The 24,771-nt window shown below is 57.7% G+C and carries 22 protein-coding genes; 6 read left to right on the top strand and 16 right to left on the bottom strand.

From position 1 onward, the window contains the following. Positions 1–17 precede the first annotated feature (17 nt). On the top strand, positions 18–1,502 hold the full coding sequence (locus tag NQ230_RS11335; RefSeq protein WP_257261270.1) for a UbiD family decarboxylase: 1,485 nt from the start codon (positions 18–20) through the stop codon (positions 1,500–1,502). A 41-nt stretch (positions 1,503–1,543) separates the two neighbouring features. Here NQ230_RS11335 and NQ230_RS11330 read toward each other — a convergent pair whose 3' ends face one another. After that, positions 1,544–3,037 (bottom strand): hypothetical protein, encoded by a 1,494-nt coding sequence (locus NQ230_RS11330; protein ID WP_257261269.1) that lies wholly within the window; start codon positions 3,035–3,037, stop codon positions 1,544–1,546. A 127-nt stretch (positions 3,038–3,164) separates the two neighbouring features. Between NQ230_RS11330 and NQ230_RS11325 the strand changes: the two genes are divergently transcribed. Both NQ230_RS11325 and NQ230_RS11320 read left to right on the top strand, forming a co-directional pair. Next, positions 3,165–3,452 carry a VF530 family protein gene (locus NQ230_RS11325; protein ID WP_121423784.1) on the top strand — a complete coding sequence of 96 codons (288 nt, stop codon included), beginning with the start codon at positions 3,165–3,167 and terminating at the stop codon, positions 3,450–3,452. Positions 3,453–3,459: 7 nt separating this feature from the next. Further along, entirely contained in the window at positions 3,460–4,752 is a 1,293-nt protein-coding gene (locus tag NQ230_RS11320; RefSeq protein ID WP_257261268.1) for a glycoside hydrolase family 10-like protein, read from the top strand. A gap of 39 nt (positions 4,753–4,791) precedes the next feature. Here NQ230_RS11320 and dsbG read toward each other — a convergent pair whose 3' ends face one another. The 15 genes from dsbG to NQ230_RS11245 all read right to left on the bottom strand — a co-directional run bounded on the left by dsbG (position 4,792) and on the right by NQ230_RS11245 (position 21,494). Next, on the bottom strand, positions 4,792–5,550 hold the full coding sequence (dsbG, locus tag NQ230_RS11315) for a thiol:disulfide interchange protein DsbG (RefSeq protein WP_121423786.1): 759 nt from the start codon (positions 5,548–5,550) through the stop codon (positions 4,792–4,794). Positions 5,551–5,591: 41 nt separating this feature from the next. Beyond that, complete coding sequence (locus NQ230_RS11310) at positions 5,592–6,203, bottom strand: DsbA family protein (protein ID WP_159514215.1); 612 nt, start codon at positions 6,201–6,203, stop codon at positions 5,592–5,594. 7 nt (positions 6,204–6,210) lie between these two features. After that, entirely contained in the window at positions 6,211–8,235 is a 2,025-nt protein-coding gene (locus NQ230_RS11305; RefSeq protein ID WP_257261266.1) for a protein-disulfide reductase DsbD family protein, read from the bottom strand. Between the two features lie 47 nt (positions 8,236–8,282). Further along, entirely contained in the window at positions 8,283–8,654 is a 372-nt protein-coding gene (locus NQ230_RS11300; protein ID WP_121931594.1) for a hypothetical protein, read from the bottom strand. Between the two features lie 87 nt (positions 8,655–8,741). Beyond that, a complete protein-coding gene (locus tag NQ230_RS11295; protein ID WP_109844134.1) occupies positions 8,742–9,302 on the bottom strand; it encodes an RNA polymerase sigma factor in 561 nt (186 codons plus the stop codon). A 5-nt stretch (positions 9,303–9,307) separates the two neighbouring features. After that, positions 9,308–9,727, bottom strand: coding sequence for a hypothetical protein (locus NQ230_RS11290; protein WP_126795444.1), 420 nt, complete (start codon positions 9,725–9,727; stop codon positions 9,308–9,310). Between the two features lie 149 nt (positions 9,728–9,876). Next, positions 9,877–10,389: a P-loop nucleotide/nucleoside kinase family protein gene (locus NQ230_RS11285; protein ID WP_257261265.1), complete on the bottom strand. Its 513-nt coding sequence runs from the start codon at positions 10,387–10,389 to the stop codon at positions 9,877–9,879. A 118-nt stretch (positions 10,390–10,507) separates the two neighbouring features. Further along, positions 10,508–12,058, bottom strand: coding sequence for a methyl-accepting chemotaxis protein (locus NQ230_RS11280; RefSeq protein WP_257261264.1), 1,551 nt, complete (start codon positions 12,056–12,058; stop codon positions 10,508–10,510). Positions 12,059–12,147: 89 nt separating this feature from the next. Further along, positions 12,148–13,164, bottom strand: a complete 1,017-nt coding sequence (locus tag NQ230_RS11275; protein ID WP_257261262.1) for a LacI family DNA-binding transcriptional regulator — start codon at positions 13,162–13,164, stop codon at positions 12,148–12,150. Positions 13,165–13,192: 28 nt separating this feature from the next. After that, positions 13,193–14,599 (bottom strand): sucrose-6-phosphate hydrolase, encoded by a 1,407-nt coding sequence (locus NQ230_RS11270; protein ID WP_257261260.1) that lies wholly within the window; start codon positions 14,597–14,599, stop codon positions 13,193–13,195. Continuing rightward, the gene (locus NQ230_RS11265) at positions 14,599–15,969 is read right to left on the bottom strand and encodes a sucrose-specific PTS transporter subunit IIBC (RefSeq protein ID WP_023619263.1); all 1,371 of its coding nucleotides are present in this window, start codon (positions 15,967–15,969) and stop codon (positions 14,599–14,601) included. Before NQ230_RS11265 ends, NQ230_RS11270 begins: the two co-directional genes overlap by 1 nt. A 66-nt stretch (positions 15,970–16,035) precedes the next feature. Then, positions 16,036–17,553: a carbohydrate porin gene (locus NQ230_RS11260; protein WP_257261256.1), complete on the bottom strand. Its 1,518-nt coding sequence runs from the start codon at positions 17,551–17,553 to the stop codon at positions 16,036–16,038. A 173-nt stretch (positions 17,554–17,726) separates the two neighbouring features. Continuing rightward, positions 17,727–18,617: a fructokinase gene (gene cscK, locus NQ230_RS11255; RefSeq protein WP_257261254.1), complete on the bottom strand. Its 891-nt coding sequence runs from the start codon at positions 18,615–18,617 to the stop codon at positions 17,727–17,729. 88 nt (positions 18,618–18,705) lie between these two features. Continuing rightward, positions 18,706–19,917, bottom strand: a complete 1,212-nt coding sequence (locus tag NQ230_RS11250; protein WP_257261252.1) for a diguanylate phosphodiesterase — start codon at positions 19,915–19,917, stop codon at positions 18,706–18,708. A gap of 95 nt (positions 19,918–20,012) precedes the next feature. Beyond that, positions 20,013–21,494 (bottom strand): alpha/beta hydrolase, encoded by a 1,482-nt coding sequence (locus NQ230_RS11245; protein WP_257261250.1) that lies wholly within the window; start codon positions 21,492–21,494, stop codon positions 20,013–20,015. Positions 21,495–21,760: 266 nt separating this feature from the next. Between NQ230_RS11245 and NQ230_RS11240 the strand changes: the two genes are divergently transcribed. The 3 genes from NQ230_RS11240 to NQ230_RS11230 are packed head-to-tail and all read left to right on the top strand — an operon-like array spanning position 21,761 to position 24,751. Beyond that, entirely contained in the window at positions 21,761–22,615 is an 855-nt protein-coding gene (locus NQ230_RS11240; protein ID WP_159514228.1) for a MurR/RpiR family transcriptional regulator, read from the top strand. A gap of 12 nt (positions 22,616–22,627) precedes the next feature. Next, positions 22,628–23,203: a D-alanyl-D-alanine dipeptidase gene (gene ddpX / locus NQ230_RS11235; RefSeq protein ID WP_024909540.1), complete on the top strand. Its 576-nt coding sequence runs from the start codon at positions 22,628–22,630 to the stop codon at positions 23,201–23,203. A 15-nt stretch (positions 23,204–23,218) separates the two neighbouring features. Beyond that, positions 23,219–24,751, top strand: a complete 1,533-nt coding sequence (locus NQ230_RS11230; protein ID WP_257261246.1) for an ABC transporter substrate-binding protein — start codon at positions 23,219–23,221, stop codon at positions 24,749–24,751. The last annotated feature ends 20 nt before the right edge of the window (positions 24,752–24,771 follow it).

Below are 24,771 nucleotides of genomic sequence, written 5' to 3'. Positions count from 1 at the left end.
AAACGAGGGAGGAAAATATGGAAAACCCGATCAACGATCTCCGCAGCGCCATCGCCCTGCTTGAGCGCCACGAAGGGCAGTATCTTGAAACCGATCATCCGGTCGATCCCAACGCGGAGCTGGCGGGAGTCTACCGTTATATCGGCGCGGGCGGCACGGTAAAACGTCCCACCCGTACGGGACCGGCCATGATGTTCAATAGCGTGAAGGGCTATCCGGGCTCCCGCATCCTGGTGGGCATGCACGCCAGCCGCGAGCGCGCGGCGCTCCTTCTGGGCTGCGAGCCCTCTGCACTGGCAAAACACGTCGGCCAGGCGGTGAAAAAGCCGGTGGCACCCGTTGTCGTCCCCGCCTCGCAGGCGCCCTGTCAGGAACAGGTCTTCTACGCGGACGATCCTGACTTCGACCTGCGCAAGCTGCTTCCGGCACCGACAAACACGCCGATTGATGCTGGCCCGTTCTTCTGTCTGGGGCTGGTGCTGGCAAGCGATCCTGAGGATAGCTCGCTGACGGATGTCACCATTCACCGCCTCTGCGTCCAGGAGCGCGACGAGCTTTCCATGTTCCTTGCCGCCGGTCGGCATATCGAAGTCTTCCGCAAAAAAGCCGAAGAGGCCGGAAAACCGCTGCCGGTGACGATCAATATGGGGCTCGATCCCGCCATCTATATCGGCGCGTGCTTTGAGGCACCCACCACGCCGTTTGGCTACAACGAGCTGGGGGTCGCCGGGGCGCTGCGCCAGCAGCCGGTCGAGCTGGTGCAGGGCGTGGCAGTAAAAGAGAAAGCGATCGCACGGGCGGAAATCATCATCGAAGGTGAACTGCTCCCTGGCGTGCGCGTAAGAGAAGATCAGCACACCAATACCGGCCACGCGATGCCGGAGTTCCCGGGCTACTGCGGCGAGGCGAACCCGTCTCTGCCGGTGATCAAAGTGAAAGCGGTGACCATGCGTCATCACGCAATCCTGCAAACGCTGGTGGGACCGGGGGAAGAACATACCACGCTGGCCGGTTTGCCGACGGAGGCCAGCATCCGCAATGCCGTTGAAGAGGCGATTCCGGGCTTCCTGCAAAACGTCTATGCGCATACCGCAGGCGGCGGTAAGTTCCTCGGTATCCTGCAGGTGAAAAAACGCCAGCCGTCAGACGAAGGACGTCAGGGCCAGGCGGCGCTTATCGCCTTAGCCACCTATTCGGAGCTGAAGAACATTATTCTGGTCGACGAAGACGTGGATATTTTCGACAGCGACGACATCCTGTGGGCGATGACCACCCGCATGCAGGGTGATGTCAGCATCACGAATATTCCGGGGATCCGCGGCCACCAGCTGGATCCGTCCCAGTCGCCGGATTACAGCACCTCGATTCGCGCAAACGGCATCTCCTGCAAGACCATCTTCGACTGCACGGTGCCGTGGGCGCTGAAGGACCGCTTCGAGCGCGCGCCGTTTATGGAGGTGGATCCGCGTCCGTGGGTGCCGGAACTGTTTAACGAGAAATAATGACAAAAGGCCACGTTAATGTGGCCTTTATCGTTATACCCTTATCGGTTTTTGGGTTTCTTCCCAAGCGTTTTCCGTTTATTAATTTGCGCCAGTTCCCAAGGATCGTCATAGCCTGGTAATGGAGCCTTGCGAGTTAATCCACCCCATGGCGAGCGGTGTTTCTTAATGATTTCCGGTAAATCATTAACTAACCGCGTCTCTTCCTCCAGAATTTTTTTCGTTAGTTTTGGAAGGCCTAAATATTCCGATAATAAATTAAAGTAATCGCCATAATTTCTATAGGATATTTTGTGGCGCATAAAGGGACTCAATGCGTCGATGACTCTACGCAGTTTTACTGGTGAAGGAAGTAATACAGCGAGTTTTTCGTTAACTTCTGCAACGTTTACACCCTCTTTGTTTTTTGCAAGATTAAGATCAATGGCCTCCTTTATAAGAAGGTATACTCCAAGCCTTAATTTCAATTTATCCTTAAAACCCAGGCACACCTCTGGAATACCATAATGGATATCATCATATTGAGGTGCACCCACAAATACCCAGTCATCCATTCCGGGTATCTTTTGTATGCGGCTTGTTTTGATAGCAGATAGCGTATCGAAAAGACTGATTAACGTGAGTTTTGAGAGTAGGACGCAAACGTCGGGATTGATAATAATGGGCTGCACGAGATCCGGGACCGGATCTACGACGTTGATGACAATATCCTTATCTGCATCGATCGACGTATGAGTACAGACGAAGGTCCTGATTTTTTTTGGCGGCCCATTTTTACAGACAACATGAGTCACACTGTCTAATTGCGCTACCGCCTCTTCTATTCTCTGCCATCGTGAAGTATGTTCGCCCCCTTTACTTTCAAAAACATGCCATTTCCCCTCTTGGGTCTCGATAAGATAATCAGGCGTTTTTCGTTTATCTTCATCCGGGTAAAACTGCAAAGAGGCTTTCTTAATTAGCCCCGCGTGAATAAAATGTTTTATCTGCTCATGTCTGGACTTAAGCCAGTAATTTGCCGACTGATAGCAGAAAAAACCGCCGAGGATAAATGATAGGGTGGATTTTTCGGAAGACTCGATACACTGGTAAAACTTTCGCATTTTGAATGCCTTGCCATCGCTTATTTCAACGCATGACCCGGCAAGTCTTAATCTGTTACGTGTGTAGAAGCCAATCCGCTTATAAATTCCTTCATCTAAAATACCGTCAGCCTTCCAGTCAATACACTGCGAATACCCACATTCCAGTGCGCCAGGGGTTGCAAGCAGCGACGTTTCGGCTATAAGCCTTTTCTCTGGATCCTCCATGTCCCCCTGTGGATCATAATCAATGCACACAATTTCGTAGGAGGGATACAGAATTCTTTTTGTTATCCCTTTTTCCTTATTGCTTGCTTTTATCGCATCAATTTCTTTTTTTTCGTTTTCCCTTGTAATCAAGGACTGTTCCGAAACCTCAAGCCAGGTAAAGACGTTCCCATTTTCATTCATATTCTTTTTTCCCGAACGCAAATTGTAGGTTTTGAGCCACATCTATTATACCGTTTTGGGTAAAATTCATGACGCTCAAATAAGGTAGGTTTGTTGCCGCTTCCTCCACTTTCTTGTACCCTTTCACCGGTAACCCTGCCCCCACAAACATTGAGACATCCGGACACCTATGACTGCACACATTTCTAACGATCCTTTGCATGGCGTAACGCTGGAGATGATGGTCAACGCCCTGGTGGCGAAATATGGCTGGAGCGAGCTGGGCGACCGCATCAAAATTAACTGTTTCAGAAAAGATCCCAGCGTTAAATCGAGCCTGAAATTTCTGCGCCGCACCCCGTGGGCGCGCGCGGAAGTGGAAGCCCTGTATCTGGACTCCCTCCACGATGAGGTAAGCACAGAACAGGCGGAGCCCGCCTTTAATCCCTGGGCCAACAGTCGGATTATCAAGAGCTAATACGCAAATGACGCGACACGTAAAACGGATTGGTGCGCTGGCTGGCTGCGCGCTTTTACTTGTGAGCTGCTCCTCAAAACCACCCAAATCACTGGTTACCCCGCTCCCCACCGCGAGCAAACCGACGCAGCAGGCAAACGAGCCGATGCGCGGGATTTGGCTGGCAACCGTCTCTCGTCTCGACTGGCCGCCGGTGGCCTCGGTGAACGGCCGCAGCGCGGACCAGCGCATCGCGATGCAAAAGCAGGCGCTGACCAGCAAGCTCGACAACCTTAAGCACCTCGGTATTAACACGGTGTTTTTCCAGGTGAAGCCGGACAGCACGGCCCTCTGGTCATCAAAAATTTTACCGTGGTCGGATATGCTGACGGGCAACGTCGGCGAGTATCCGGGATACGACCCGCTGCAGTTTATGCTGGATGAAGCGCACAAGCGCGGCATGAAGGTCCATGCCTGGTTCAACCCGTACCGCGTTTCGACCAATACCAAACCGGCAACCATCGCCGCCCTGAACCGGACGTCATATCAGACCCCGTCCAGCGTCTATGTTCAGCACCCTGAGTGGGTGCGCATCTCGGGCTACCGCTTTGTTCTCGATCCCGGCATTCCGGAAGTTCGGGACTGGATCACCCGCGTGGTGACCGAAGTGGTGGCGAACTACGCGGTAGACGGCGTGCAGTTTGACGATTATTTCTATACCGAAACGCCTGGTTCAGCGCTCAATGACGCACAGACCTGGCGGCAGTACGGTCAGGGATTTGCCTCAAAGGCCGACTGGCGAAGACACAACACGCAGCAGCTGATAGTCCAGGTGTCCCGCGCGATTAAACAGACCAAGCCCGACGTTGAGTTTGGCGTCAGCCCGGCGGGCGTGTGGCGCAACCGCTCCTTTGACCCGGCGGGTTCGGACACCCGCGGTGCCGCGGCCTATGATGAATCCTACGCCGATACGCGCCAGTGGGTGCAGCAGGGCCTGCTGGACTACATCGCTCCGCAGATTTACTGGCCCTTCTCACGGGATGCCGCGCGCTACGACGTGCTGACCAGATGGTGGGCCGACGTCGTCAAGCCGACCCACACTCGCCTGTATATTGGCATTGCGTTCTACAAGGTGGGCGAGCCGTCGAGAAATGAGCCGGACTGGACGGTTCAGGGCGGCGTGCCGGAGCTGAAAAAGCAGCTCGATCTCAACGATTCGCTGCCCAACGTGAATGGCACCATCCTGTTCCGGGAAGATTACCTGAACCAGCCGCAGACGCAGCAGGCGGTGAACTACCTGAAAGGACGCTGGGGAAGCTAAGAGACTATCAGGCAGAAACGCCCCGTTTCTGCCTGTTTTTTACGGCTTCGGCCCAAACATCGCCTCAAGCTGCTGCGCATCCGGCATACCGACCACCTGCTGCAGCTCATTTTCCGCATTCAGATAGTAAATGGCCGGCGTGGCGTTAGCGCCCAGGCTGTCCATCAGCGTCTGGTGCTTCTGCAGGATAGCTACCGTTTCACGGGAAGCCTCGCCGTCTGGCTTGGGCAATTTTTTCCCACCGGAAAGCTCGTATTCGCGCCAGGCCGAAACCGGATCTTTCGCATTCAGAATCGCGGCGGCGTTACGTCCGCTGTTGGGGTTGAGAAACGCCACCAGCAGCGTGTTGAGCTGAACCTTGCCCGCCTTCACCCACGGCTGCGCTTCGGCCCAGAACTGCTTGCAGTACGGACAGAACGGATCGGCAAACACAAAGACCTTACGCGGAGCGTTATCCGCCCCTTCCTTCAGGGGATGCGCCGCGTTGAGGTTCTTCCACATCTCGCGTCCCATCGGGGCGTAAATCTCTTTCTGGAAATAGCCTTCGCTGAGGTTTTTCCCTTTGTCATCGTACAGATAGCCTGAGATGACGTGCTTGCCGTCCGGGGTTAAAAACAGCGTCACGCCCATGTCCTGATACTGCCCCAGCCAGGCCGGTGCCCCGCCGGGTGCATCCAGCTTCTTAATGATTTTAATGTTCTGCTGCTCGCCGAAGTGCTTCACCACCTCCGGTATGGCATCAGCGGCCTGTACCAGCCCTGACGTCGCCAGCGCTGAAAGTAACAGTAATTTTTTCATTTCCCTCTCCGGTTTGTCGGGGGCATTCCGCCCCCTTCAGGTTAGCGGTTTTTCAGTGCGTCACTGACCATTTCGTCGAATTGTTCAAACGGCACCCAGCCGGGCAGCAGTCCCTCGCCGATTAGCGTGGCGGGCGTGCCCTGGATCCCCATTTTTTCCGCGACGATCAGGCTGCGCTTGATCGTCATCAGGCTCTCCTCGTCCGGCGTCGTGACGCTCACGCCCGCCCGCTTCTGCGCCTCCTGAATGCTGGCGTCATCGTGGTACCCCTTCCTGGCCATCAGGGTATGGTTCAGCTTCATAAACTGCCCGGGATCCTGACGCCAGAGCGTTAACGCATCCCGCGCGGCGGTCAGCGAGCTTTCCGAGCGGAAAGGTAAGAACTTAAAGACCACCGCGACGTCCGGGTATTTCTCAACAATCTTCTCCAGATAGGGATCGAATTTTTTACAGTACGGGCAGTTGTAGTCGGTAAACACCACCAGGGTGAGCTTGGGGTTTTTCGCGCCGATGCGCGGTGAGTTCGGATCGTTAAACAGGAAATCAGCGATCATCTTCTGCGCACGCTGCTCCTGGTCCGGCGTCAGCGGCTGGGCAGCGAACACCTGAACCGGGGCCAGCAGGAGCAGAAGCGTAATAAGGAGTTTTTTCATAATACGTTTAGCCTTTTGCGTTGTTCAGGGTGGTGACCAGGGTGCGCTTGTCCAGCAGCGGCGAGAGGATTTCGCCATCGGGCAGACCGGGGCCATACGCTGCGTTAAACGGAATGGCGTAACGGTTTCGCTTCGCCAGAAACTCCGCGATAAACGCGGACGGCTGGCTCCAGTCTCCGCGCAGGGCCACCACGTCCGGCTGGCGCAGCGCGGCAATAACGTCCGGCTGATTCAGCACCCGATGCTCGTTGACTTTGCAGGTCACGCACCAGTCCGCCGAGATATCCACAAACACCCGTTTTCCCTGCGCCAGCGCCTGCTGGATGGCTTCCTCGCTGAGCGGCTGCCACGGGATAGTCTGAGCGACATTCTGCGCCACGGCGTCAGACGACGCGTTAAGCAGCCCGCGCGCCTGATACCCGCCGAACGCCGACAGCGCGATGACCACGAGCCAGAACAGCGGTGAGGATTTTTGCCCCTTCAGCGCGAACAGCGCCAGCGCGACGGCGATGAGCACCAGCATCACCATCTGGCTGACCGACTCTCCCAGATGCACGCTCAACAACGTTGCCAGCCAGAGGCTGGAGGCCAGCATCATCAGGCCCAGAACGACTTTTAGCGTGTTCATCCAGCGGCCGGGTTTCGGCAGCAGCATGGCCGTTTTCGGCACCAGAGCGACAAACAGCCACGGCAGGCTCATGCCCACGCCGAGCATCAGGAAAATCAGCCACAGGGAGTGCAGCGGTGCGCCAAGAGCAAAGGCGACCGCGGTACCGAGGAACGGCGCGGAGCACGGCGTCGCCAGCAGCGTGGCGAACATTCCTTCGCAGAAGCTGCCGCCGATCCCCGATCCCCCTGCCGTAGCCAACCGTCCCGTGGCGGCTGAAGGCAGCAGCATCTCAAACGCGCCAAACAGGTTCAGCGCAAACAGGAAGGTGACGGCGACCATCAGGCCGATAAACCACGGGTTCTGGAACTGAATACCCCACCCCAGCGACGCTCCGGCCAGCTTCAGCGCGGTCACCATCCCCGCCAGCAGCATAAAGGAGGTGAGGATCCCGGCGCTGGTGGCCAGAAACCGCAGCCTGATCGCGCGCCTGTCCGATCCCGCATGCAGGATGCTGTTAAGCTTCATCCCCATGACCGGCAGCACGCAGGGCATCAGGTTGAGGATCAGCCCGCCCAGCAGCGCAAAGAGCACCATTTTGCCCGTCCCTTCCGGCGCAGAATGCGTAGCTGGCGTCTCGCCAACGGTCATGGTGGTTTGCTGCGCGTGACCGCCACTGGTCAGCACAAACGACAACGTTTTGCCCTCCAGCGAGGCGGGTTTATCGCCCCATTCGTCGGTCACGGGAACCGTCACCCGAAGCGTATTGCCGTCGTGTTTAATGACCGGCTCGCCGGGAAGAATGTCACCCTCCAGCGGGTCAAAGTAGATCCCCGGATTATCCCACTTCCCGTCCGTCGTGCCGGTAATCACCAGCTTGTCGCCAGCGAGCCAGGCGGAGAGATCCGCGGATACGCCTGACGTACCGGGCACGGCACGCATCGCCTGCTCGAACTCGCTACTGAAGCCCTCGTCCATCGGCTGGGTAAAATCGAGACGCAGCGGGTAGTCCGTCAGCAGGCAGACGTTACTGCAGGTTGAGAGCGTGAGCGTCCCGTCGAGCGTGTCGCCCTTCACTCCGTCGAGCGTTATCGGGATAGTGACCTTGTCGTGATAGCCCTGTGTCGTCATGCCGGAAATATCGAAGCGCGACGGGACCGGCCAGGACCAGCTATCCGTTACGCCTTCCGGCCAGCTGATTTTCGGCGCTACGCCGCCCTGGCCCGGCGATCGCCAGTAGGTTTTCCAGCCGGGCTTCAGCTCAACGGTGAGCAGGCCTTTAATGTGCGTTTGTTCCCTCTCCGCCTGAAAGCGGATGCGGGCGTGATCGTTTTGTGGGGAAACCTGCCAGCCTGTGTCCGCCGCATGGACAATGCCGATGCAGGACAGCCACAGGAAGACGAATCCCCTGAAGAGGTTAAGCATGTTTTACTCCGTGAACAGTGAAAATTATCGTGTGAGGACGATGATTTTCATTCACGGAAAACGCAGTTTTTAAGGTGTATTCGGGGAGGTGGTGCCTGAACGGGCTGTTCTGCGGGAGCAAATGCCCGCCCTTGCGTAAACAGCTGCAGCAGCGCGAAGAAGATAATAATGGCCGGTAGCGCACCGTCGAAGAACAGCGGCTGGGCGCAAAGCAGCGAGTGTGCGCCAAGTTGACAAGGCGACGGGCCGGGTTGTTCGGTGCTGCTGCTTTGAGCCGGGGCATCTGCGCTCAGAGAAATTTGCGGATCCAGTCCCTGTAAAAAATGGTTGAGCATCACCGCACGCTGCACGAGGCAAAGCGCCATCGCGAGACAGGTGACGATCAAAAGCCATTTTCCGAGAAGCTGACGGTTGCGCATAACATTCCAGAGTAACAAGACGCCCCGATCATAAACGATAGTGATGAATCTACAAGTGCCGGAAGTGTAAGGTTTTGTCTGTCGCCGCTATTCGCCCGTCAGCGCGTCATAGACGTCCCGCAGCCGCGTGCGCAGAAACAGCACCGCCTTGTGCTTGCGGGATAACAGCGCCTGTTCGCTGGCGCCGGTCTCCTCTGCCAGCATTTTAATGCTGTAGCCGTGCAGTTCGGTCTTTTCAAACACCTCACGCTGCGGCGGCGGCAGTTCAGACAGCGCCTGCCCCAGTTCTTCCCACAGCAGCGTTTTGAGGTACTCCTCTTCCGGCGTGTGCGGGACGCCGAACAGGGTTTCGGCCAGCTCGTCCTCCGGGAACCCCTCTTCGTCTACGCCCGTAAAATAGCCGGAGAGTGACACCTCGCGCTTTTTACGCGCCCGGTCGGTCATCTCGTTACGCGCTGCGCGGAACAGCCAGGCGGCGACGTTTTCGACCGGCTGCTCCACTTTCATCAGCTGATACGTCACTTCCTGCAAAATGTCGTCGGCATCATCGCGAACGGACGTCCGCCCGCGAATGAAGGCTGTCAGCCGGGCGCGGCAGGCATTAAGCGCCGACATCAGCATGGATCCGCCCGCCTCCCCGGCTTTCATTTCGCTCACTCTGCTTCCGGCGCTTTTGGCGTGGCGTCGTCGCGCTTATCGTCACGATGACCGTGCCAGCCGCAGTGGCCGCGGCCGTGGCGACCAAACCCTTCGCGGCGCTGCTGAATAAACGCCTCGCGCTGTTCTGGCGTCATGTTCATCCAGCGCTCGTGCATCCGGCGATGCGCGCCAAACATACCCGGACGGAAACCCAGCCCGCCAAACAGAATGCGGCTCAGCACCAGAATGCCCAGCGCCTGCCAGAATCCGATGGCCTTCACGCCGAGGATGGCCGGGAGCAAAGCGTTCCACAGGGTCATCACTACCAGGCCGAGCACGATGAAAATCACCGCGCCAATGACTAAACCCTTACCCATACGGTGGCGGCCGAATCCGCGCCCGTGACCTCTGCCGTGCATATCAAAATCTCTCATGGTGTTTACCTCGTTTACAGTAACTGATTATGGCTTGTGATGAGGTAGACGGATGAGGAAGGGAAATATTGCTGGGGGGAATGAATAATTTTGCGGGGAGCGTATTTTCACACGCCCCGTGAAAACCATTGCAGGCGCTTGTTCACCGTTTAAGGCCGGTTTAGAGCGTTCTTAATTTCCAGGATTTTATCTGCACACTCTGCCGCTGATAACAGGGCGGTGTCCAATATGAGATGTTCTCTCTCCCAGGGTTCATACTCACGGTTTTTTACCCTTTCCCAGTCAGGAGGCGTGAGTCCCGGGATATCAGATACTCTGTTCTCTACGCGATAACGATGTTCTTTTTCGTCTGAGCAGACAATTTCAACTTCCAGGAAAGGGACATTCAACGACAGAGCAATATCGCGGAAAGCATCTCGCACAAGGTTAATATCATTAACGGAATCGGTCACAACGGTGGAGCCCAGCTTAAGATTCTCGCTTGCCAAACCATAGAGGGCAAAATATCCCTCCGGCCCAATTTTTTGCCCAGGTTCAGAGACCGAACGAATGGCCTGCTCAACGGTATCAACCCGTAGATATACTGCTCCCAGCCTTTGAGTGACTATTTTTGCAACAGTGCTTTTTCCGCTGCCGGGTAGCCCACTAAAAATAATTAACATAATTTTCCCTTGTGATAATTAATATTAGATTCGTGCTGCATGTAGAGACGTCCTGGATTATACAGATACGGGCATGCCAGATACAAAAAAGGCTCCCTGCGGAGCCTCCCTCATATCATCAAGCCTGCACCGGCAAACTAAAACTCGAAATACTCCGCGATAGCTGCTGCGCCTGCTCTTCCAGCGATGCCGCTGCTGCCGCGGACTGCTGCACCAGCGCAGCGTTCTGCTGGGTCACGCCATCCATCTCGGTCACCGCCTGCCCGACCTGGCTAATCCCGCGGCTCTGCTCTTCAGAGGCGACGGAGATCTGCTCCATCAGCGTATTCACTTTATTCACCGATGAAATAATCGAGTCAATCACTTCGCCCGAGCGGCTCACCAGTTCCGCACCGTTTTTCACGCTGGAAACCGACTGCGCAATCAGGCTCTCAATGTCCTTGGCCGCCACCGCGCTTTTCTGCGCCAGGGTGCGTACCTCGCTGGCCACGACCGCAAAGCCGCGACCTTGCGTACCGGCGCGCGCCGCTTCAACCGCCGCGTTCAGCGCCAAAATGTTGGTCTGGAAGGCGATGCTGTTAATCACGCTGGTAATGTCTTCGATACGCTTCGAGTTCGCCGCGATGGTATTCATCGTGTCGATGACTTCGCGGGTTACCGCTTCACCGGTGTGGGCATTTTTCACCGCGTCCTGCACCAGTTTACCGGCCTGATAAACGTTGTCGGTATTGTTCGCCACTGTCGCGCTCAGCTCTTCCATGCTGGCCGCCGTCTGGGTTAACGCGGAAGCCTGCTGTTCGGTACGTGAAGCGAGGTCGATATTCCCGGAGGCAATCTCCTGCGCCGCGTGCGTTACGGTATGGCTCGCGTCGCGCACCTGGGCGATGGTCGCCAGCAGCGCCTGACGCATCTGCTCCATAGAGCTCATAAGATGATCGATTTCGTTATGTGCGCTCCCCTTGACCGGCACCGGAACGTCCAGCTTGCCTGCTGCAATCTGGCTGCAGTGCTCGCGCGCCAGGTTGACCGGTGCAAAGACAAAGCGCTTCATCAGCAGGCTAACGGCGACAATCACCACCACAAACAGGCTGGCGATAACGGCAATGATCGCCAGGCCAGAGACGAAGTTACTGCTCGCATCTTCATTCAGGCTTTTGGCGTATTTCTGGTGGACGGAAAGGACCTGGTCGAGAACGATCTCGTACTGACGGTCAAGGCGGGAGACTTCCGGGATCAGCGCGTTAAATTTGGCGACATCGTGCGCCTCGGCGGCATCGATCAGCGGCGCCAGTCCCTGGTTGCGGTAGTTTTGCCAGGCATCCTGATAGGCAGTCACCAGCGGCCCTTCATCCGTCAGACGCGGCGAAGCCATAAAGGCCGCAAAAGCGTGGTCCGCTTTAGTCAGCGCCTCTTTCACGGCGGTTAGCTTTGCAGCCCCGTCCGCCGAGTTGCCCGCTTCCACCATCTTCACATACTCCATCACCCGAACGCGCAGCGTACGGCTATGGTTGATAGGGTCAATAATGGACAGAACAACCTGGATCTCTTTGTTGACGTTATCCAGGGAATTATTACTTTTAATGATGAGGCCAACGCTGGTCACAGTGCTGACAACAAAGAAGAAAAGCAGCGAGAACAGGACGATCAGGGACGACTTTTTCAACGACATAAACCAATACCTCAAGGAGAATTATTCCTTATGGTTATCGGCGCTTCCAAAACTTAAATTAATTAAAGTTATTGAAGTATCGAGCCGGGCTATTTCGCTGACTTATAGCGTCGCTGCAGGGTAGCGTCCAGTTTCCGTTGCAGAGGCTGCGGCGTCTCCCCTTCGATCAATTTGCTAATTAAATCAAAACAGTGCCACGCCAGCTGGCGGTTATCCTGGCGAATGGTATCCACGGGGATCGTCAGCGAATCGTAGAGATAGTGATCGTCAAAACTGGCTAACCTGATATCACTTTGCAACAAGTTGTGTTGGCCCATATAGCGCAGCACCCCTTCCAGCAGCCCGCAGGCGGCGGCGAACAGCGCTTTCGGCGGACGCCCCAGGCGGGCGCAGAGTTCAGCAAACATCTCGTACCCGGAGCTCGGGTGATAGTTGCCGTGAATGATCCACTCGGGGCGCAGCTCCACGCCGGCCTCTCGCAGACCTTGCTTAAACCCTTCCAGACGGTCGCGCGTCGGGGATAGACGGGGCTGCCCGCCGAGGAAGTAGAACTCATCAGGATGCTGGCGCGCAATCTCGGCCACCAGTTCCGCCGTTGGAGTAATGGAATCAGTGATGACCAGCGGCAGCGCGCTGTCGTTGATGTGGCGGTCAAAAAGGACAACGGGCAGCTGTTCGCTCAGCTTGTGGTAGTCCGCATCGTTAAGCATGCTGGAGGCCACAATCAGACCGTCCACCTGGCGCGCCACCATGTTGTTCACCACCACCGTCTCCTGCCCCGGGTTTTCATCGCTACAGGAGATCAGCAGCTGAACGCCCGCCTCGCGGCACAGCGTTTCCAGCTCGTGAGAAAACACGGCAAAACCGTAGTTGGTGATCTCCGGGACCACCAGACCAACGGTGTGGCTGCGGTTATCGCGCAGCGACCGGGCGTGAATGCTGGGCTGATAGTGGTGCTCTTTTGCAATCGCCAGAACGCGCTCGCGCGTCTCTTCCGCCACGCGAAGCTCTTTGCTGCGCCCGTTCAGGACCAGGCTGGCGGTGGCTTTTGACACACCCGCCAGCTCCGCGATGTCTTTAATGGTGACGCGTTTTGTTTTTCTCACAACGACTTAGATCCGGCTGCCAAAACCCTCATTCTATCATGCAGGCGCGCAGCGACCAGTAGCGTAATGTGATATCGGACGCACCTTCGAATCGCACCTGGGCCGGATGGTCAGGAAAATAGCGGCTGCTCATCACCCCTTCACCGTGATTGATGAAAATTTCAACGCTGGAGCGGTCGCACAGAACGCGCAAATGAGTGACGTCGCCCTGCCAGTAGCGGGTCAACGTTTCACCGGTTTTCAGGCTCGCGCGTTCAAGACGTATGCCCTGCTCATCGACCGTGAGACGCAGCGCGCCGCCAAAAGCGACGTTCATCTGCGATGCGTTCAGCTCAAACTCCAGGCGCGCCGCGTCCAGTTCCGGCGCCTCGCTGGCGCGCCCCTGCCAGCGCTGCTCATCTTCGCGCAGCGCCGCCAGCTCGCGCGCCGGGGTCTGCCAGAGCCTGCCGTCGCGATAGCGTAATTCGCGCGGGCAGGTCATCTGGTGCATCCAGCCGTGCGCCCGGGTTGGCTGAAGCATCTCTTCCCCATCCGGTACGCCCATCCAGCCGATCAGAATGCGTCGACCGTCTTCCGCCAGCGTCGTTTGCGGAGCGTAAAACTCAAAGCCCGCGTCCAGCTCATGCAGATCGCCGTGATCGAATGCGGCGTTTGCATAGTCAAACGCCCCGCTCATCCAGGTAGCCGGATAGGTATTGAGATAGCGATGCGGCTCGCGCGCCAGCCCCTGCGGACAGCTGATCAAGATGTGCGTTCCGTCGAGCGCGAACAGGTCCGGACACTCCCACATATACCCCGCATCCGTCAGGCCGTTGACCCCGTGACCGGCGATTTCCCCGCAGGACGCCCAGGCGTGCAGATCGGCTGACTTAAACAGCAGCACCTTGCCGCGCTTTTGCACATCCTGCGCGCCGAGCACCATGTACCACTCTCCGTCGTGCTGCCACACCTTCGGGTCGCGCACGTGTCCGGTGTAGCCTTCCGGCAGCGCCAGCACCGGCCCCAGCTTCTTAAAGGTCCCGTCCGGCTGTTCCAAGGCGAGGCACTGCCAGGCCGTGCGGCTGCCGTCATCGAACTTGACGTTGCCGGTGTAGCAAAGCGTCAGGACGCCCTGGTTATCCACGGCACTACCGGAGTAGCAGCCGTTACGGTCATACTCTTCGTCGGGCATCAGCGCCAGCGGCTCGTGCCGCCAGTGCACCAGATCCGCAGAGCTCCAGTGCCCCCAGCATTTAAACCGATGCTCGCAGTCCAGCGGGTTCCACTGATAGAACAGGTGGTAGCGACCGGCAAACCAGATAAACCCGTTGGGATCGTTCATCAGCCCCGTCACCGGCGCGGGGTGCCACTGCGGATAGTGGCTATCCGCCTGCGCCCGCGGCTGGCCTTTCATAACGGCCTGCAGGATCGCAGGCCAGCGGGAAGGTAACGTCATTATTCAGAGTCCGTTTTATATTTCAGCAGCAGCGAGACGGTAAACGCCACGCCGAAGGCAATCACCATGCCGATAATATAGTTGAGCAGCGAGCTGGCCTGCACGATGGCCATGCCCGGAATGGCGGTTAACCCAACGGCAGTCATGTAGACATGGACTGAGACCACCCAGGCCCCGCCCACCGCGCCGCCGATCAGCGCGGCGATAAACGGCTTAACAAAGCGCAGGTTGATACCAAAAATGGCCGCTTCGGTGATGCCCAGCATCGCAGAAAACGCCGACGGTAAGGTAATGGCTTTGATTTTGGCATCTTTGGTTTTGAACCACACCGCCAGACAGGCGCCCCCCTGCGCCACGTTCGCCATGGCCCAGATTGGCAGCAGGAAGTTCACGCCAATCGACGGGTTACCCAGCAGCCCGGCTTCAATCGCGTGGAAGCTGTGGTGAATACCGGTGATTACAATCACCGAGTAAAGCCCGCCGAACAGCAGTCCGGCCAGCCAGCCCGCGTGTGCAATCAGTGTACTCAGGATAAAGGAGATGCCGTCGCCCAGCGCGCGCCCCGCCGGGCCGATAATCAGCAAGGCGATAAAACCGGAGATAACAACGGTGAGGAACGGCGTCAGGATCAGGTCTAACGCGTCCGGGATCGCGCGGCGCAGGTTTTTCTCTACGATGCTCATGAACCAGACGGCGAGCAGCACCGGGAATACCGTGCCCTGATAGCCAATCATCGCGATCTCAAGGCCGAAGAAGTTCATGGTGTGGAAGCCGGAGGCCACGCCCCAGGCGTTGGTCAGCGCCGGGTGCGTCAGAATGCCGCCCAGCGTCGCGCCAAGATACGGGTTGCCGCCAAATTCCCGCGCGGCGGTAAAGCCAATCAGAATAGGCAGAATGATAAACGCCGCGGAGCTGCACATGTCCAGCATGATGTAGATGGCGTTATCCGCATTGACCCAGCCGTAGGTTTTCACCATGCCGAGCAGGCCCATCAGCAGGCCGGATGCCACAATCGCGGGAATGATCGGGACAAAGATATTGGAGAGCAGACGGGCAATGCGCTGGAACGGGTTCAGCTTGCGCGCCGCCAGATCCGCGGCCTCAGACTTACTGGATTCGCTAATCCCCGCCGCCTGAATAAACGCGGCGTAAACCTTGTTGACCACGCCCGTGCCAAAAATCACCTGCATCTGCCCGGCGTTACGAAAACAGCCTTTTACGCCGTCGACCTTGCCGATAGCCTGCTGATCGGCAAGCGCGTCATCGACCAGCACCAGACGAAGACGCGTTGCGCAGTGCGCCGCGCTGGCGATGTTTTCCTTGCCACCGAGCAGCGGAATGAGCTCGCGGGCGATTTGATTAAAATCCATAGATACCTCTGCCTGACTTCTTTTTATGATGTGCGAAACGCTCCCGCCAGGCGGGAGCGTGATGGGTTAAAACCAGGTTTCCATCTGGACCCCAAAGTTCCATTCCCCGCCGGCGTTGAAACCGCTGCTGCCAAAGGCATCATCGCTGGCGTAATGATCCAGTTTGCTGCTCCAGTCCATCCAGGTGGCAAACAGACGAAGCTCCGGACGGCTGAAGAAATCGCCGATTTTGCTCGCTTTTAACGTCGGCGCAAAGGTCAGCTTGTAGAAACTGCCGTTAACGGCGTTGCGGTCCTTATAGCCTTCCGGATTTAAATTCATGTACTGATAGCTTCCCTCAAACGCCAGGGCGAAGTTCTGCGTCACCTCTTTAATCAGACGGGTGTTGAGCGTTACCCACTCATAGCTGTCGCCCTTGACGTAGCGATCTTTACTGCTCTGCGCCAGCACGGCGGGCGCAACGCTCCAGCCACCGCCGATTGGCGTGACACCGTAACTTGCGAAGCGCCAGGTATCCGCCTCAGGCAGCAGCGCGCCGTCGGAGCCGATGCTTTTCACTTCCGCACCCAGCCCGTGACCGTACAGCAGCGCCGTTTTGGCGGTCCCTTCACGCAGGCCGTAGAAGCTCTCATTATGCAAGCCGACCAGGGCATGAACGCCGGTATTGGCGGCATCGGTTTTGATGAGATCGCCGTTGGTGTCTTTACGGTCGTCGTTATCCTTCGCCCGCAGGCCGCTCACCATTAGCTGGAACGGTCCGGCGAAGTGGTTCATGGTGAGGATATAGTTCTGAACGTTATTGTCGGTCTGCTCCACGCTGCCGAAGTTGCGGCCGTAGATGGAGAAGTTGCTGCGCAGCGAATCGTTCCATTTCACGTCGTAGACGCCGCCGCCGGTACCGGCGAGGAACACCACGTCGGAGTCCAGCCAGTGAATATCAAAGTTGTCGCGGTCGAAGCGTTTACCCGCCCAGAAGGTGCTGCCCTTCAGCGCGCCGGTAAAATCAGGCAGATTGCCCAGCTCCGCGAAGGCCTGACGAATGTTGAGATCGCTGGTATCGGCTGACCAGTCGTTATAGGTTCTCTGCCCGTCGGCCAGCATCGCTTTGAAGCGCGTGGTGGCCCCGTTGTCCAGGGTTTGCTTGTGCTCCAGGTTCAGCTCAACGTAGGTGTCTGCTTCGTTACCCAGACGCCCTACCGCACCGCCGGTTTCACCGGCCGGGGTCAGATAAGGACCGCTTTTGCTGCTGGAGGCCGCATCGTTCATCAGCAGGCCAGAACGGGCGTAGCCGTGGAACTCAAACCCGCTGCTTTGATCCGCCTTCTTCTCCAGCGCGGTGGTGCGCTGCGCTACCGCCTGGGTTGTCGTTTGCGTCTGCTGCTGGGCGGCAACCAGCTGCTGCGTTTTTTGTTCCGCATCGGTGGCGCGCTTCTCAGCCACCTGCGCACGCGTTTCCGCCGCCTGGAGTCGCTGCTCCATCGCGGCAAGACGCGCTTCGATACTTGTCATATCCGTTTGGGCAAAAACAGAGGTACTTCCGGCCAGCATGCCTATCATCACGGCAAGTCTGCGTTTTTTATACATTTTGTCGCATCCCTAAAAGAAATCATTAAACGTGCTAAATTGCTAAACCGGTTTAGGTTGCTGATACTAAACCTCTGAATTTTGGATCGGCAATCTTTTTTGCTAAACCGTTTTAGTAAGTGTGATCGAGGCGACAATTCAGGCCGCCGGATGGCGGCCAGTGAAGGAAGGAATTACAGATCGTGCTGCCAGGGTAATGCGGTCATTGCTCCTTTGGCGGTAGTGGCTAGTGCGCCGCAGCGCTGGGCTAAGGCGATGACGGGCGTCAGGTCCTGCCCGGCAGCCAGGCCGTAGAGCAGTCCGGCGACGAAGGCATCGCCCGCGCCGGTCGTATCGACGCACTGAACGGGGGTGGCCGGATAGTGCTTCACGGTGCCGTCATGCCAGGCGATCACCCCCTCTTTTCCCTGGGTGACCAGCACCAGACGCGCCGGGCAGCGCGCCATCAGCGCGTTCAGACCGACGCTTACCGGCACATCGCCGGTTAAAAATGCCAGCTCTTCGACAGAGAGTTTCACCACGTCTGCGCTCTGCAGGGCCTGCTCCAGGCAGCGGCGCAGCGCGTTCTCATCCGGCCAGAGGTCCGGGCGAATATTGGGGTCGAAGCTGACGTAGCCGCCCGCCTTGCGAATGGCGGCCATCGCCTCAAACGTCGCGGAGCGGCTCGGCTCTGCGCTTAACGCGATGGAACAGACGTGCAGCCACTCCCCGGCGCTGAACGTCGGCAGATCGGCGGTTTCCAGAAACAGATCGGCGCTCGGGCGCACCATAAAGGTAAACGAGCGTTCGCCGTGGTCGTCCAGATCGACCACCACCGTTGAGGTGCGGTGCGCCGGGTCAAGGCGCATAGACTTCACGTCGACCTTTTCGTCAGCGAGAGTTTTCGCCATAAAGCGCCCGAAGGGATCGTCGCCAACCCTGCCGATAAAGGCGCTCTGGCCGCCCAGCCGGGCAATACCGACCGCAACGTTTGCCGGTGCGCCGCCGGGACACTGCAGCAATCTGCCTTCTCCATCGGGCAGCAAATCCACTACCGCATCGCCAAGTACCCAGATTTTTTTCATGTGATCCTCGCAGCTAAACCATATTAAACCGTTTTAGCTATTTAAGCACAGGCAGGACGAAGGGGAAATAACGCGGGAGGAAAATTGGCTAACGCACCAGATGCGGCCAGTGAATATCACCGACGCCGTTAATCTGCGGACGGGCAAAAAGAAAGCCCTGGAAACGGCGGATCCCGGCAGACTCGAGCCAGCACCACTCCTCAATCTTCTCGATCCCTTCGGCCACCAGGGTAATTTCGAGATCGGAGCAACAGCTGATGATGGATCGCACAATCGCCTGCTTCGGGCCGCTGAGGTGGATATTGCTGACTATCTCCCGGTCAATCTTAATTTTATCCGGCTGGAAGCGGGTCAGCAGCGAAAGGCCGGCATAGCCGGAACCAAAATCATCGATTGCCAGGCCAATCCCCTCACCGCGAAGCTGCTTGATGGCGCTATTAAACTGGTTGAAGCCGGAGATCATCTCGTTTTCAGTCACTTCAATGACCACCTGCTCCGGCTGAAGGCCATGTTTTTTAATCTGATCGACCAGAAATTCCACTGCGCCGGGGACATTCACCAGCGACATCGGCAGCAGGTTTACCGCAATCTTATGGCTACCAATACCCAGCTTTTCCGCCAGCGCAAAGGCATACGCTTTCGTCTGGAGATCGACTTCGTAGATTTTGTCCGGGTCGAGGGTGCTGAAGAAATGCTCCGGGCTGCCGCCATCGTTGCCGCGAATAAGGGCTTCCAGCGAGCTGATCTTCCCTTCCGATGGCTCCACGATGGGCTGGAGCGCAAACTGACAGGTTTGGTTGGCCATCAGCCCCAGACGTTCGCCAAAGGGCAACGCCTCGGGTGACAGCGTCCATTTTTCAGGGACGTAGCGTGCGCCCGACAGGGCCGGACGTTTGCCTGTGATAAACGTCTGGATAAATTTGAACACCCGGTCATCGGATGTGAGATAGCTTTCCAGCTTGCTGTAATTCAGAACCGACTGCAGCACCTCTTTCGGCGACTGCGTTTGCAGATCGAACAGCAGCATACCGACGTTTTCGAAGCGTCTGCGCGGGCCATAGTCCCGCATCAGCTCTACCACTCCATTGTGCCGCTTGTCGTCACGGATTTTATGGAACAGCTTAAGCACGCTCTCTTCCGACCCTTCGAGGATTTGCAGCACGTCACTGCCTTTTGCAAGCAGAACCCCGGTGATATTCAGATTGGCATTGCGGATCCGGGCGCGCTCCACCAGCTCCCTCAGCGCGGAGGACTGACAGGATAAATTCAACTGGCTTCGGTAAATCAGAGTCGTCAGCACAAAAATAGGTTCCAATGAGAAAGAGAGGTGCCTTGAAGCTATTATTTAACATACTTAATCAATGCGACCTAACATATTCACACTACAGGGGAACGTTACTTTTCCGCATCCCCGATCCGGCTGTTAATCCTCTCCTGCATATAGGCGTAAAACGGGTTCGAGGTGACCCGCATCAGCGCCTCTTTCCCGACGCTTAGCACGGACGTTTCTCCCCAAAGCGCGATTGTCCCCAGGCTGATGCCGTAGCGGTTTTTCACCCCAGGCTCACGGCCATAGAGATCGTCATCCGGCGGGAACGGCACGGCAACGTGCGACAGGGAATAGACATCCTGCGGCCAGGCCTGCGCCAGCGGCACGACCGTCTCCCGGGTGCTGCCAGCCGGGGTGATTTTCGCTACCGTCGAGAAGCTGTGAGCGTCCGCATTGGTAATAATCGTGACACCGTAACGTCTCTGCACAACCGGCAGCAGCGCCGAGGTGGCCGTCCACGACGACGGTTTGAACAGCGGACGGAAGCTCGCCGCCTGGTTGATGTCAAACACCACCAGCTCGCTGCCGTTGGCCGGAAGCTGGTCAAACAGGCCGGTCACCACCGCGCGGGTGCTGACCGTGGAATCCATCACCGACTGGAACGCCAGCACCGGCGGCAAATTCGCCAGCCTGTTCTCCCGCGCCGCGCGGCCAATTTGCTCCTGCAGGGCCTTCGTCAGCAGCCATGACTGCCGGGCGGCGTTCACCGGGAACGAATTATATTTATACGGGTTATATTCCGGCGCGATATTCAGCCACGCCGCTTTAGCAAACGCTGGCAGCAGCGCCGGTAGCCCGGCGAAACCGGCAAAGCGCGCAAAGGCCGTCACGCCGATCATCGGTGAGAGCAGTATCACCTGCTGCGGTCGACGCAGCGCAGGCGCGTCCAGCGCATCGAGGGTATATTTCATCGCCAGCGCCCCGCCGTTAGAGTAGCCCACCAGATGCAGAGGCACTGCCTCACCCGCCAGACGCGTGGCTTCCCGCACCGCAAGGCGCGTCGCCGCCAGCCACATCTCCCAGTCAACGTCCGTCAGCGCGCCGGGCGCGGTGCCGTGCCCGGGCAGGCGCGGGACCACCGCGACAAAACCGCGTTGCTGATAGTTCACCGCAAGGTGCCTGACGCTGTAAGGCGAGTCCGTCAAACCGTGCAGCAGCACTACCGCGCCGCGGGGTTTTCCGGCAGGCATCAGCACAAAGGAGCGATTGGCATCGGGAGCAAACTGACCGGGCCACACCAGGCTCTGGCGATAGAAGCGGTTTAACGGAGTACGTTCCTCGCCCTCTGTTTCCGCCGTCACCGCGCGATCAAGATCGGCGAAAATAGCGTTTTCCCGAGCGATATACCCGGCAAAATTGCCGTTATCCATCTCGCGCACGGACATCTCGTCGGCCCGCCAGGTATGCCAGAGGTGCAGTTCCGGTCCCTGCTGCGAGAAATAGACCCTAACCGCCAGCAGGACGACCAGTACGATCCCTACGACCATCCCTATTTTCTTTGCAAGCGTCATCAGGCGCACGCTGACTCGCCAGGGCAGATTTGCCATGCCGGGATCCCTTTAATATTCACAGTACATCTATCTTATCAAAAATGTGAACGGACTGACGGATTCACCAAATTCATACCTGCCGCGTCAGACAGTGCACCAAAAGTGAACTACGCTGCACAAATGTTGAGCATTGGTTAAACAATTATTGCATGAAGTTTACTGCACAGCGGGTTTAACCCGCCCTGTGAACATGGCACGCGTCATGCATTGTTAATCAGATAACACAAACTCAGCCATTGACAGCCTGTTAACAGCGAGGCGGTATGACGACGAAACCTGAGATGTTAAGCCGTATCGAAGCGACGTTCAGCCAGCTCACGCCCAGCGAAAAGCGGGTCGGGAGCTGGCTGCTGGCGCACGCCGCGCAAATCCCGTTTGAAACGGCTGAGAGCGTCGGTCAGGCGAGCGGGACCAGCGGAATTACCGTCGGACGCTTCCTGCGCAAGCTGGGGTATCGCAACCTGGAAGATGCCAAAAAGAGCCTGCGCGATCCGTATCAGCCCTGGGGCATGAACGAGCGGCTGGACTCCTGGCAGCAGCAGCTCCCCCTTTCCAGCCGCCTTCAGCACGCCCTGTCGCTGGAAGTGGATGCCATCACGCAGGTGTACCAGCTGGCGCAAACGGACGCCTTCCGTCAGGTGGTGCACAACCTCGCCCACGCGGACGCGGTGTTTGTGCTGGGGATCCAGTCCACGCGCGGGATTGCCAACGCCTTCTTCAGCCACCTTGAGTACCTCCGACCGCGGGTGAGCTATTCGGAGGGGGCGTCCGGCAGCTGGGTAGAATCCCTGAACTCGGGGTTTTCGCACCCGTACGTTGTGCTGACAGACACGCGCACCTACTCCTCAATGGCCCGCCAGTACTGCCGCGTTGCCAGCGAGAAAGGCATTCCGCTGGCCTTAATCACCGACATCTGGTGCCCGTGGGCGCGGGATTACCCGATTGATTTACTGCAGGTGAAAACCGATACCGGTCATTTCTGGGATTCGCTTGCCCCCGTAAGCTGTCTGTTCAACCTGCTGCTGTCGGGCGTAGTGGAAGCGCTGGGTGACGCGCTCCCGGCACGACTGGCGGTCAACCGACAATTACAACAAGAGTTTGGACAATTCGAACGCTAAAGGAGCGGAGCTATGCCCGAAGAGAGTGAACTGATCGATGTGGCGAAGACGTTTCCCACGCTGCATATCGATCTGAAGTACGCCACCGCCGACAACATCACCGGCCGGCCGATCTATCAGGAGGCGCTGTGCCTGCTGCATACCGATGCCGCCACCGCGCTGGCAAAAGCCATCAGCATTGCCTCGCTGGCCGGACTGAAGCTGGTGGTGTACGACGCCTATCGCCCGCAGCAGGCACAGGCCCAGCTGTGGGATGCCTGCCCGAACCCGGAATACGTGGTTGACGTGGCAATAGGCTCCAACCACAGCCGCGGCACGGCCATCGACGTCACCCTGATGGATGAACATAACGCCGTGCTGGATATGGGTGCCGGTTTTGACGAAATGCATGACCGATCGCATCCGTATCACCCCTCCGTGCCGCCGCACGCCCAGCGCAACCGTCTGCTGTTGAACGCCATCATGTTTGGCGGCGGTTTTGTCGGTATCAGCAGCGAATGGTGGCACTTCGAACTGCCGAACGCCGCCAGCTACCCGCTGCTTGACGACCGTTTTGCCTGTTTTCCCCTGACGCACACCCCTCTTTAAACCTGGAGCACTGCCATGAAAACATCGCTTGTCTCGACTCTGATCGCCGCCACGCTGGCCCTGAGCGCACCGCTGGCGCTGGCTGCCGTGCCGAAAGACATGCTGGCGATCGGCAAAGCCGCCGACCCGCAAACGCTCGATCCTGCCATCACCATTGATAACAACGACTGGACCGTGACCTATCCGTCCTACCAGCGTCTGGTCAAGTACAAGCCGGGCTCTACCGAGGTGGAAGGCGATCTGTCGACGGGCTGGAAGGCGTCCGATGACCAGAAAGAGTGGACCTTTACCCTGGCGGATAACGCGAAATTTTCCGACGGCACGCCGGTCACCGCTGAAGCGGTAAAACTCTCTTTTGAACGCCTGCTGAAGCTCAGCCAGGGGCCGTCTGAAGCCTTCCCGAAAGACCTGAAAATTGATGCCGTCGATGACCATACGGTGAAGTTCACCCTCAGCCAGCCGTTCGCGCCTTTCCTGTATACGCTGGCAAACGACGGGGCGTCCATCATTAACCCGGCGGTGCTGAAGGCCAATGCGGCGGACGATGCGCGCGGTTTTCTGGCGCAAAACACCGCCGGTTCCGGGCCGTTTATGCTCAAAAGCTGGCAGAAAGGCCAGCAGCTGATCCTGGTGCCTAACCCCCACTGGCAGGGTGAGAAGCCACACTTTAAGCGCGTCTCGGTGAAAATTATCGGTGAAAGCGCCTCGCGCCGATTGCAGCTTTCCCGCGGCGATCTGGACATTGCCGACGCCCTGCCGGTCGATCAGCTTGCGGCCCTGAAGCAGGAAGGCAAAGTCGCCGTTGCGGAATACCCGTCCCTGCGCGTGACTTACCTCTATCTCAACAACAGTAAAGCGCCGCTCAATCAGGTGGATTTACGCCGGGCCATCTCCTGGGCGACGGATTACCAGGGGATGGTGAAAGGCATTCTGAGCGGCAATGGCAAGCAGATGCGCGGCCCAATCCCGGAAGGCATGTGGGGCTTTGACGCCACGGCAATGCAGTACAGCTTCGATGAGGCCAAAGCCAAAGCGGCGCTGGAGAAGGTCAAAGACAAACCCGCCAGCCTGACCTTCCTCTATTCGGATAACGATCCGAACTGGGAGCCGATCGCCCTTTCCACTCAGGCCAGCCTCGGCAAGATCGGCATTAACGTCAAGCTGGAAAAACTGGCTAATGCCACCATGCGCGACCGTGTCGGCAAAGGCGATTACGACATTGCCATCGGCAACTGGAGCCCGGACTTTGCCGACCCGTACATGTTCATGAACTACTGGTTCGAATCGGACAAAAAAGGGCTGCCGGGCAACCGTTCGTTCTATGAGAACAAAGAGGTTGATTCCCTGCTGCAGGCCGCGCTGAAAACGACCGATCAGGCGGAACGCACCAAAGATTACCAGCAGGCGCAAAAGGTGGTCATCGACGAGGCGGCCTACGTTTATCTGTTCCAGAAGAACTACCAGCTGGCGATGAACAAAGAGGTCAAAGGCTTCACATTTAATCCGATGCTCGAGCAGGTGTTCAACATCGCCACCATGAGCAAATAACGGTTCTCGCCGGGGGAAAG

The sequence above is a fragment of the Enterobacter asburiae genome (genome assembly GCF_024599655.1).
Taxonomy (GTDB): Bacteria; Pseudomonadota; Gammaproteobacteria; order Enterobacterales; family Enterobacteriaceae; genus Enterobacter; species Enterobacter asburiae_D.
Note: the sequence above shows the minus strand (reverse complement) of the source record. Positions and strands in the feature narration are given on the sequence as shown.

Excerpts from the sequence above, each read along its gene's own strand:
- NQ230_RS11335 (WP_257261270.1), top strand. The coding sequence starts at position 18 with ATGGAAAACCCGATCAACGATCTCCGCAGCGCCATCGCCCTGCTTGAG.
- NQ230_RS11330 (WP_257261269.1), bottom strand. The coding sequence starts at position 3,037 with ATGTGGCTCAAAACCTACAATTTGCGTTCGGGAAAAAAGAATATGAAT.
- NQ230_RS11325 (WP_121423784.1), top strand. The coding sequence starts at position 3,165 with ATGACTGCACACATTTCTAACGATCCTTTGCATGGCGTAACGCTGGAG.
- NQ230_RS11320 (WP_257261268.1), top strand. The coding sequence starts at position 3,460 with ATGACGCGACACGTAAAACGGATTGGTGCGCTGGCTGGCTGCGCGCTT.
- dsbG (WP_121423786.1), bottom strand. The coding sequence starts at position 5,550 with ATGAAAAAATTACTGTTACTTTCAGCGCTGGCGACGTCAGGGCTGGTA.
- NQ230_RS11310 (WP_159514215.1), bottom strand. The coding sequence starts at position 6,203 with ATGAAAAAACTCCTTATTACGCTTCTGCTCCTGCTGGCCCCGGTTCAG.
- NQ230_RS11305 (WP_257261266.1), bottom strand. The coding sequence starts at position 8,235 with ATGCTTAACCTCTTCAGGGGATTCGTCTTCCTGTGGCTGTCCTGCATC.
- NQ230_RS11300 (WP_121931594.1), bottom strand. The coding sequence starts at position 8,654 with ATGCGCAACCGTCAGCTTCTCGGAAAATGGCTTTTGATCGTCACCTGT.
- NQ230_RS11295 (WP_109844134.1), bottom strand. The coding sequence starts at position 9,302 with ATGAAAGCCGGGGAGGCGGGCGGATCCATGCTGATGTCGGCGCTTAAT.
- NQ230_RS11290 (WP_126795444.1), bottom strand. The coding sequence starts at position 9,727 with ATGAGAGATTTTGATATGCACGGCAGAGGTCACGGGCGCGGATTCGGC.
- NQ230_RS11285 (WP_257261265.1), bottom strand. The coding sequence starts at position 10,389 with ATGTTAATTATTTTTAGTGGGCTACCCGGCAGCGGAAAAAGCACTGTT.
- NQ230_RS11280 (WP_257261264.1), bottom strand. The coding sequence starts at position 12,058 with ATGTCGTTGAAAAAGTCGTCCCTGATCGTCCTGTTCTCGCTGCTTTTC.
- NQ230_RS11270 (WP_257261260.1), bottom strand. The coding sequence starts at position 14,599 with ATGACGTTACCTTCCCGCTGGCCTGCGATCCTGCAGGCCGTTATGAAA.
- NQ230_RS11265 (WP_023619263.1), bottom strand. The coding sequence starts at position 15,969 with ATGGATTTTAATCAAATCGCCCGCGAGCTCATTCCGCTGCTCGGTGGC.
- NQ230_RS11260 (WP_257261256.1), bottom strand. The coding sequence starts at position 17,553 with ATGTATAAAAAACGCAGACTTGCCGTGATGATAGGCATGCTGGCCGGA.
- cscK (WP_257261254.1), bottom strand. The coding sequence starts at position 18,617 with ATGAAAAAAATCTGGGTACTTGGCGATGCGGTAGTGGATTTGCTGCCC.
- NQ230_RS11245 (WP_257261250.1), bottom strand. The coding sequence starts at position 21,494 with ATGGCAAATCTGCCCTGGCGAGTCAGCGTGCGCCTGATGACGCTTGCA.
- NQ230_RS11240 (WP_159514228.1), top strand. The coding sequence starts at position 21,761 with ATGACGACGAAACCTGAGATGTTAAGCCGTATCGAAGCGACGTTCAGC.
- ddpX (WP_024909540.1), top strand. The coding sequence starts at position 22,628 with ATGCCCGAAGAGAGTGAACTGATCGATGTGGCGAAGACGTTTCCCACG.
- NQ230_RS11230 (WP_257261246.1), top strand. The coding sequence starts at position 23,219 with ATGAAAACATCGCTTGTCTCGACTCTGATCGCCGCCACGCTGGCCCTG.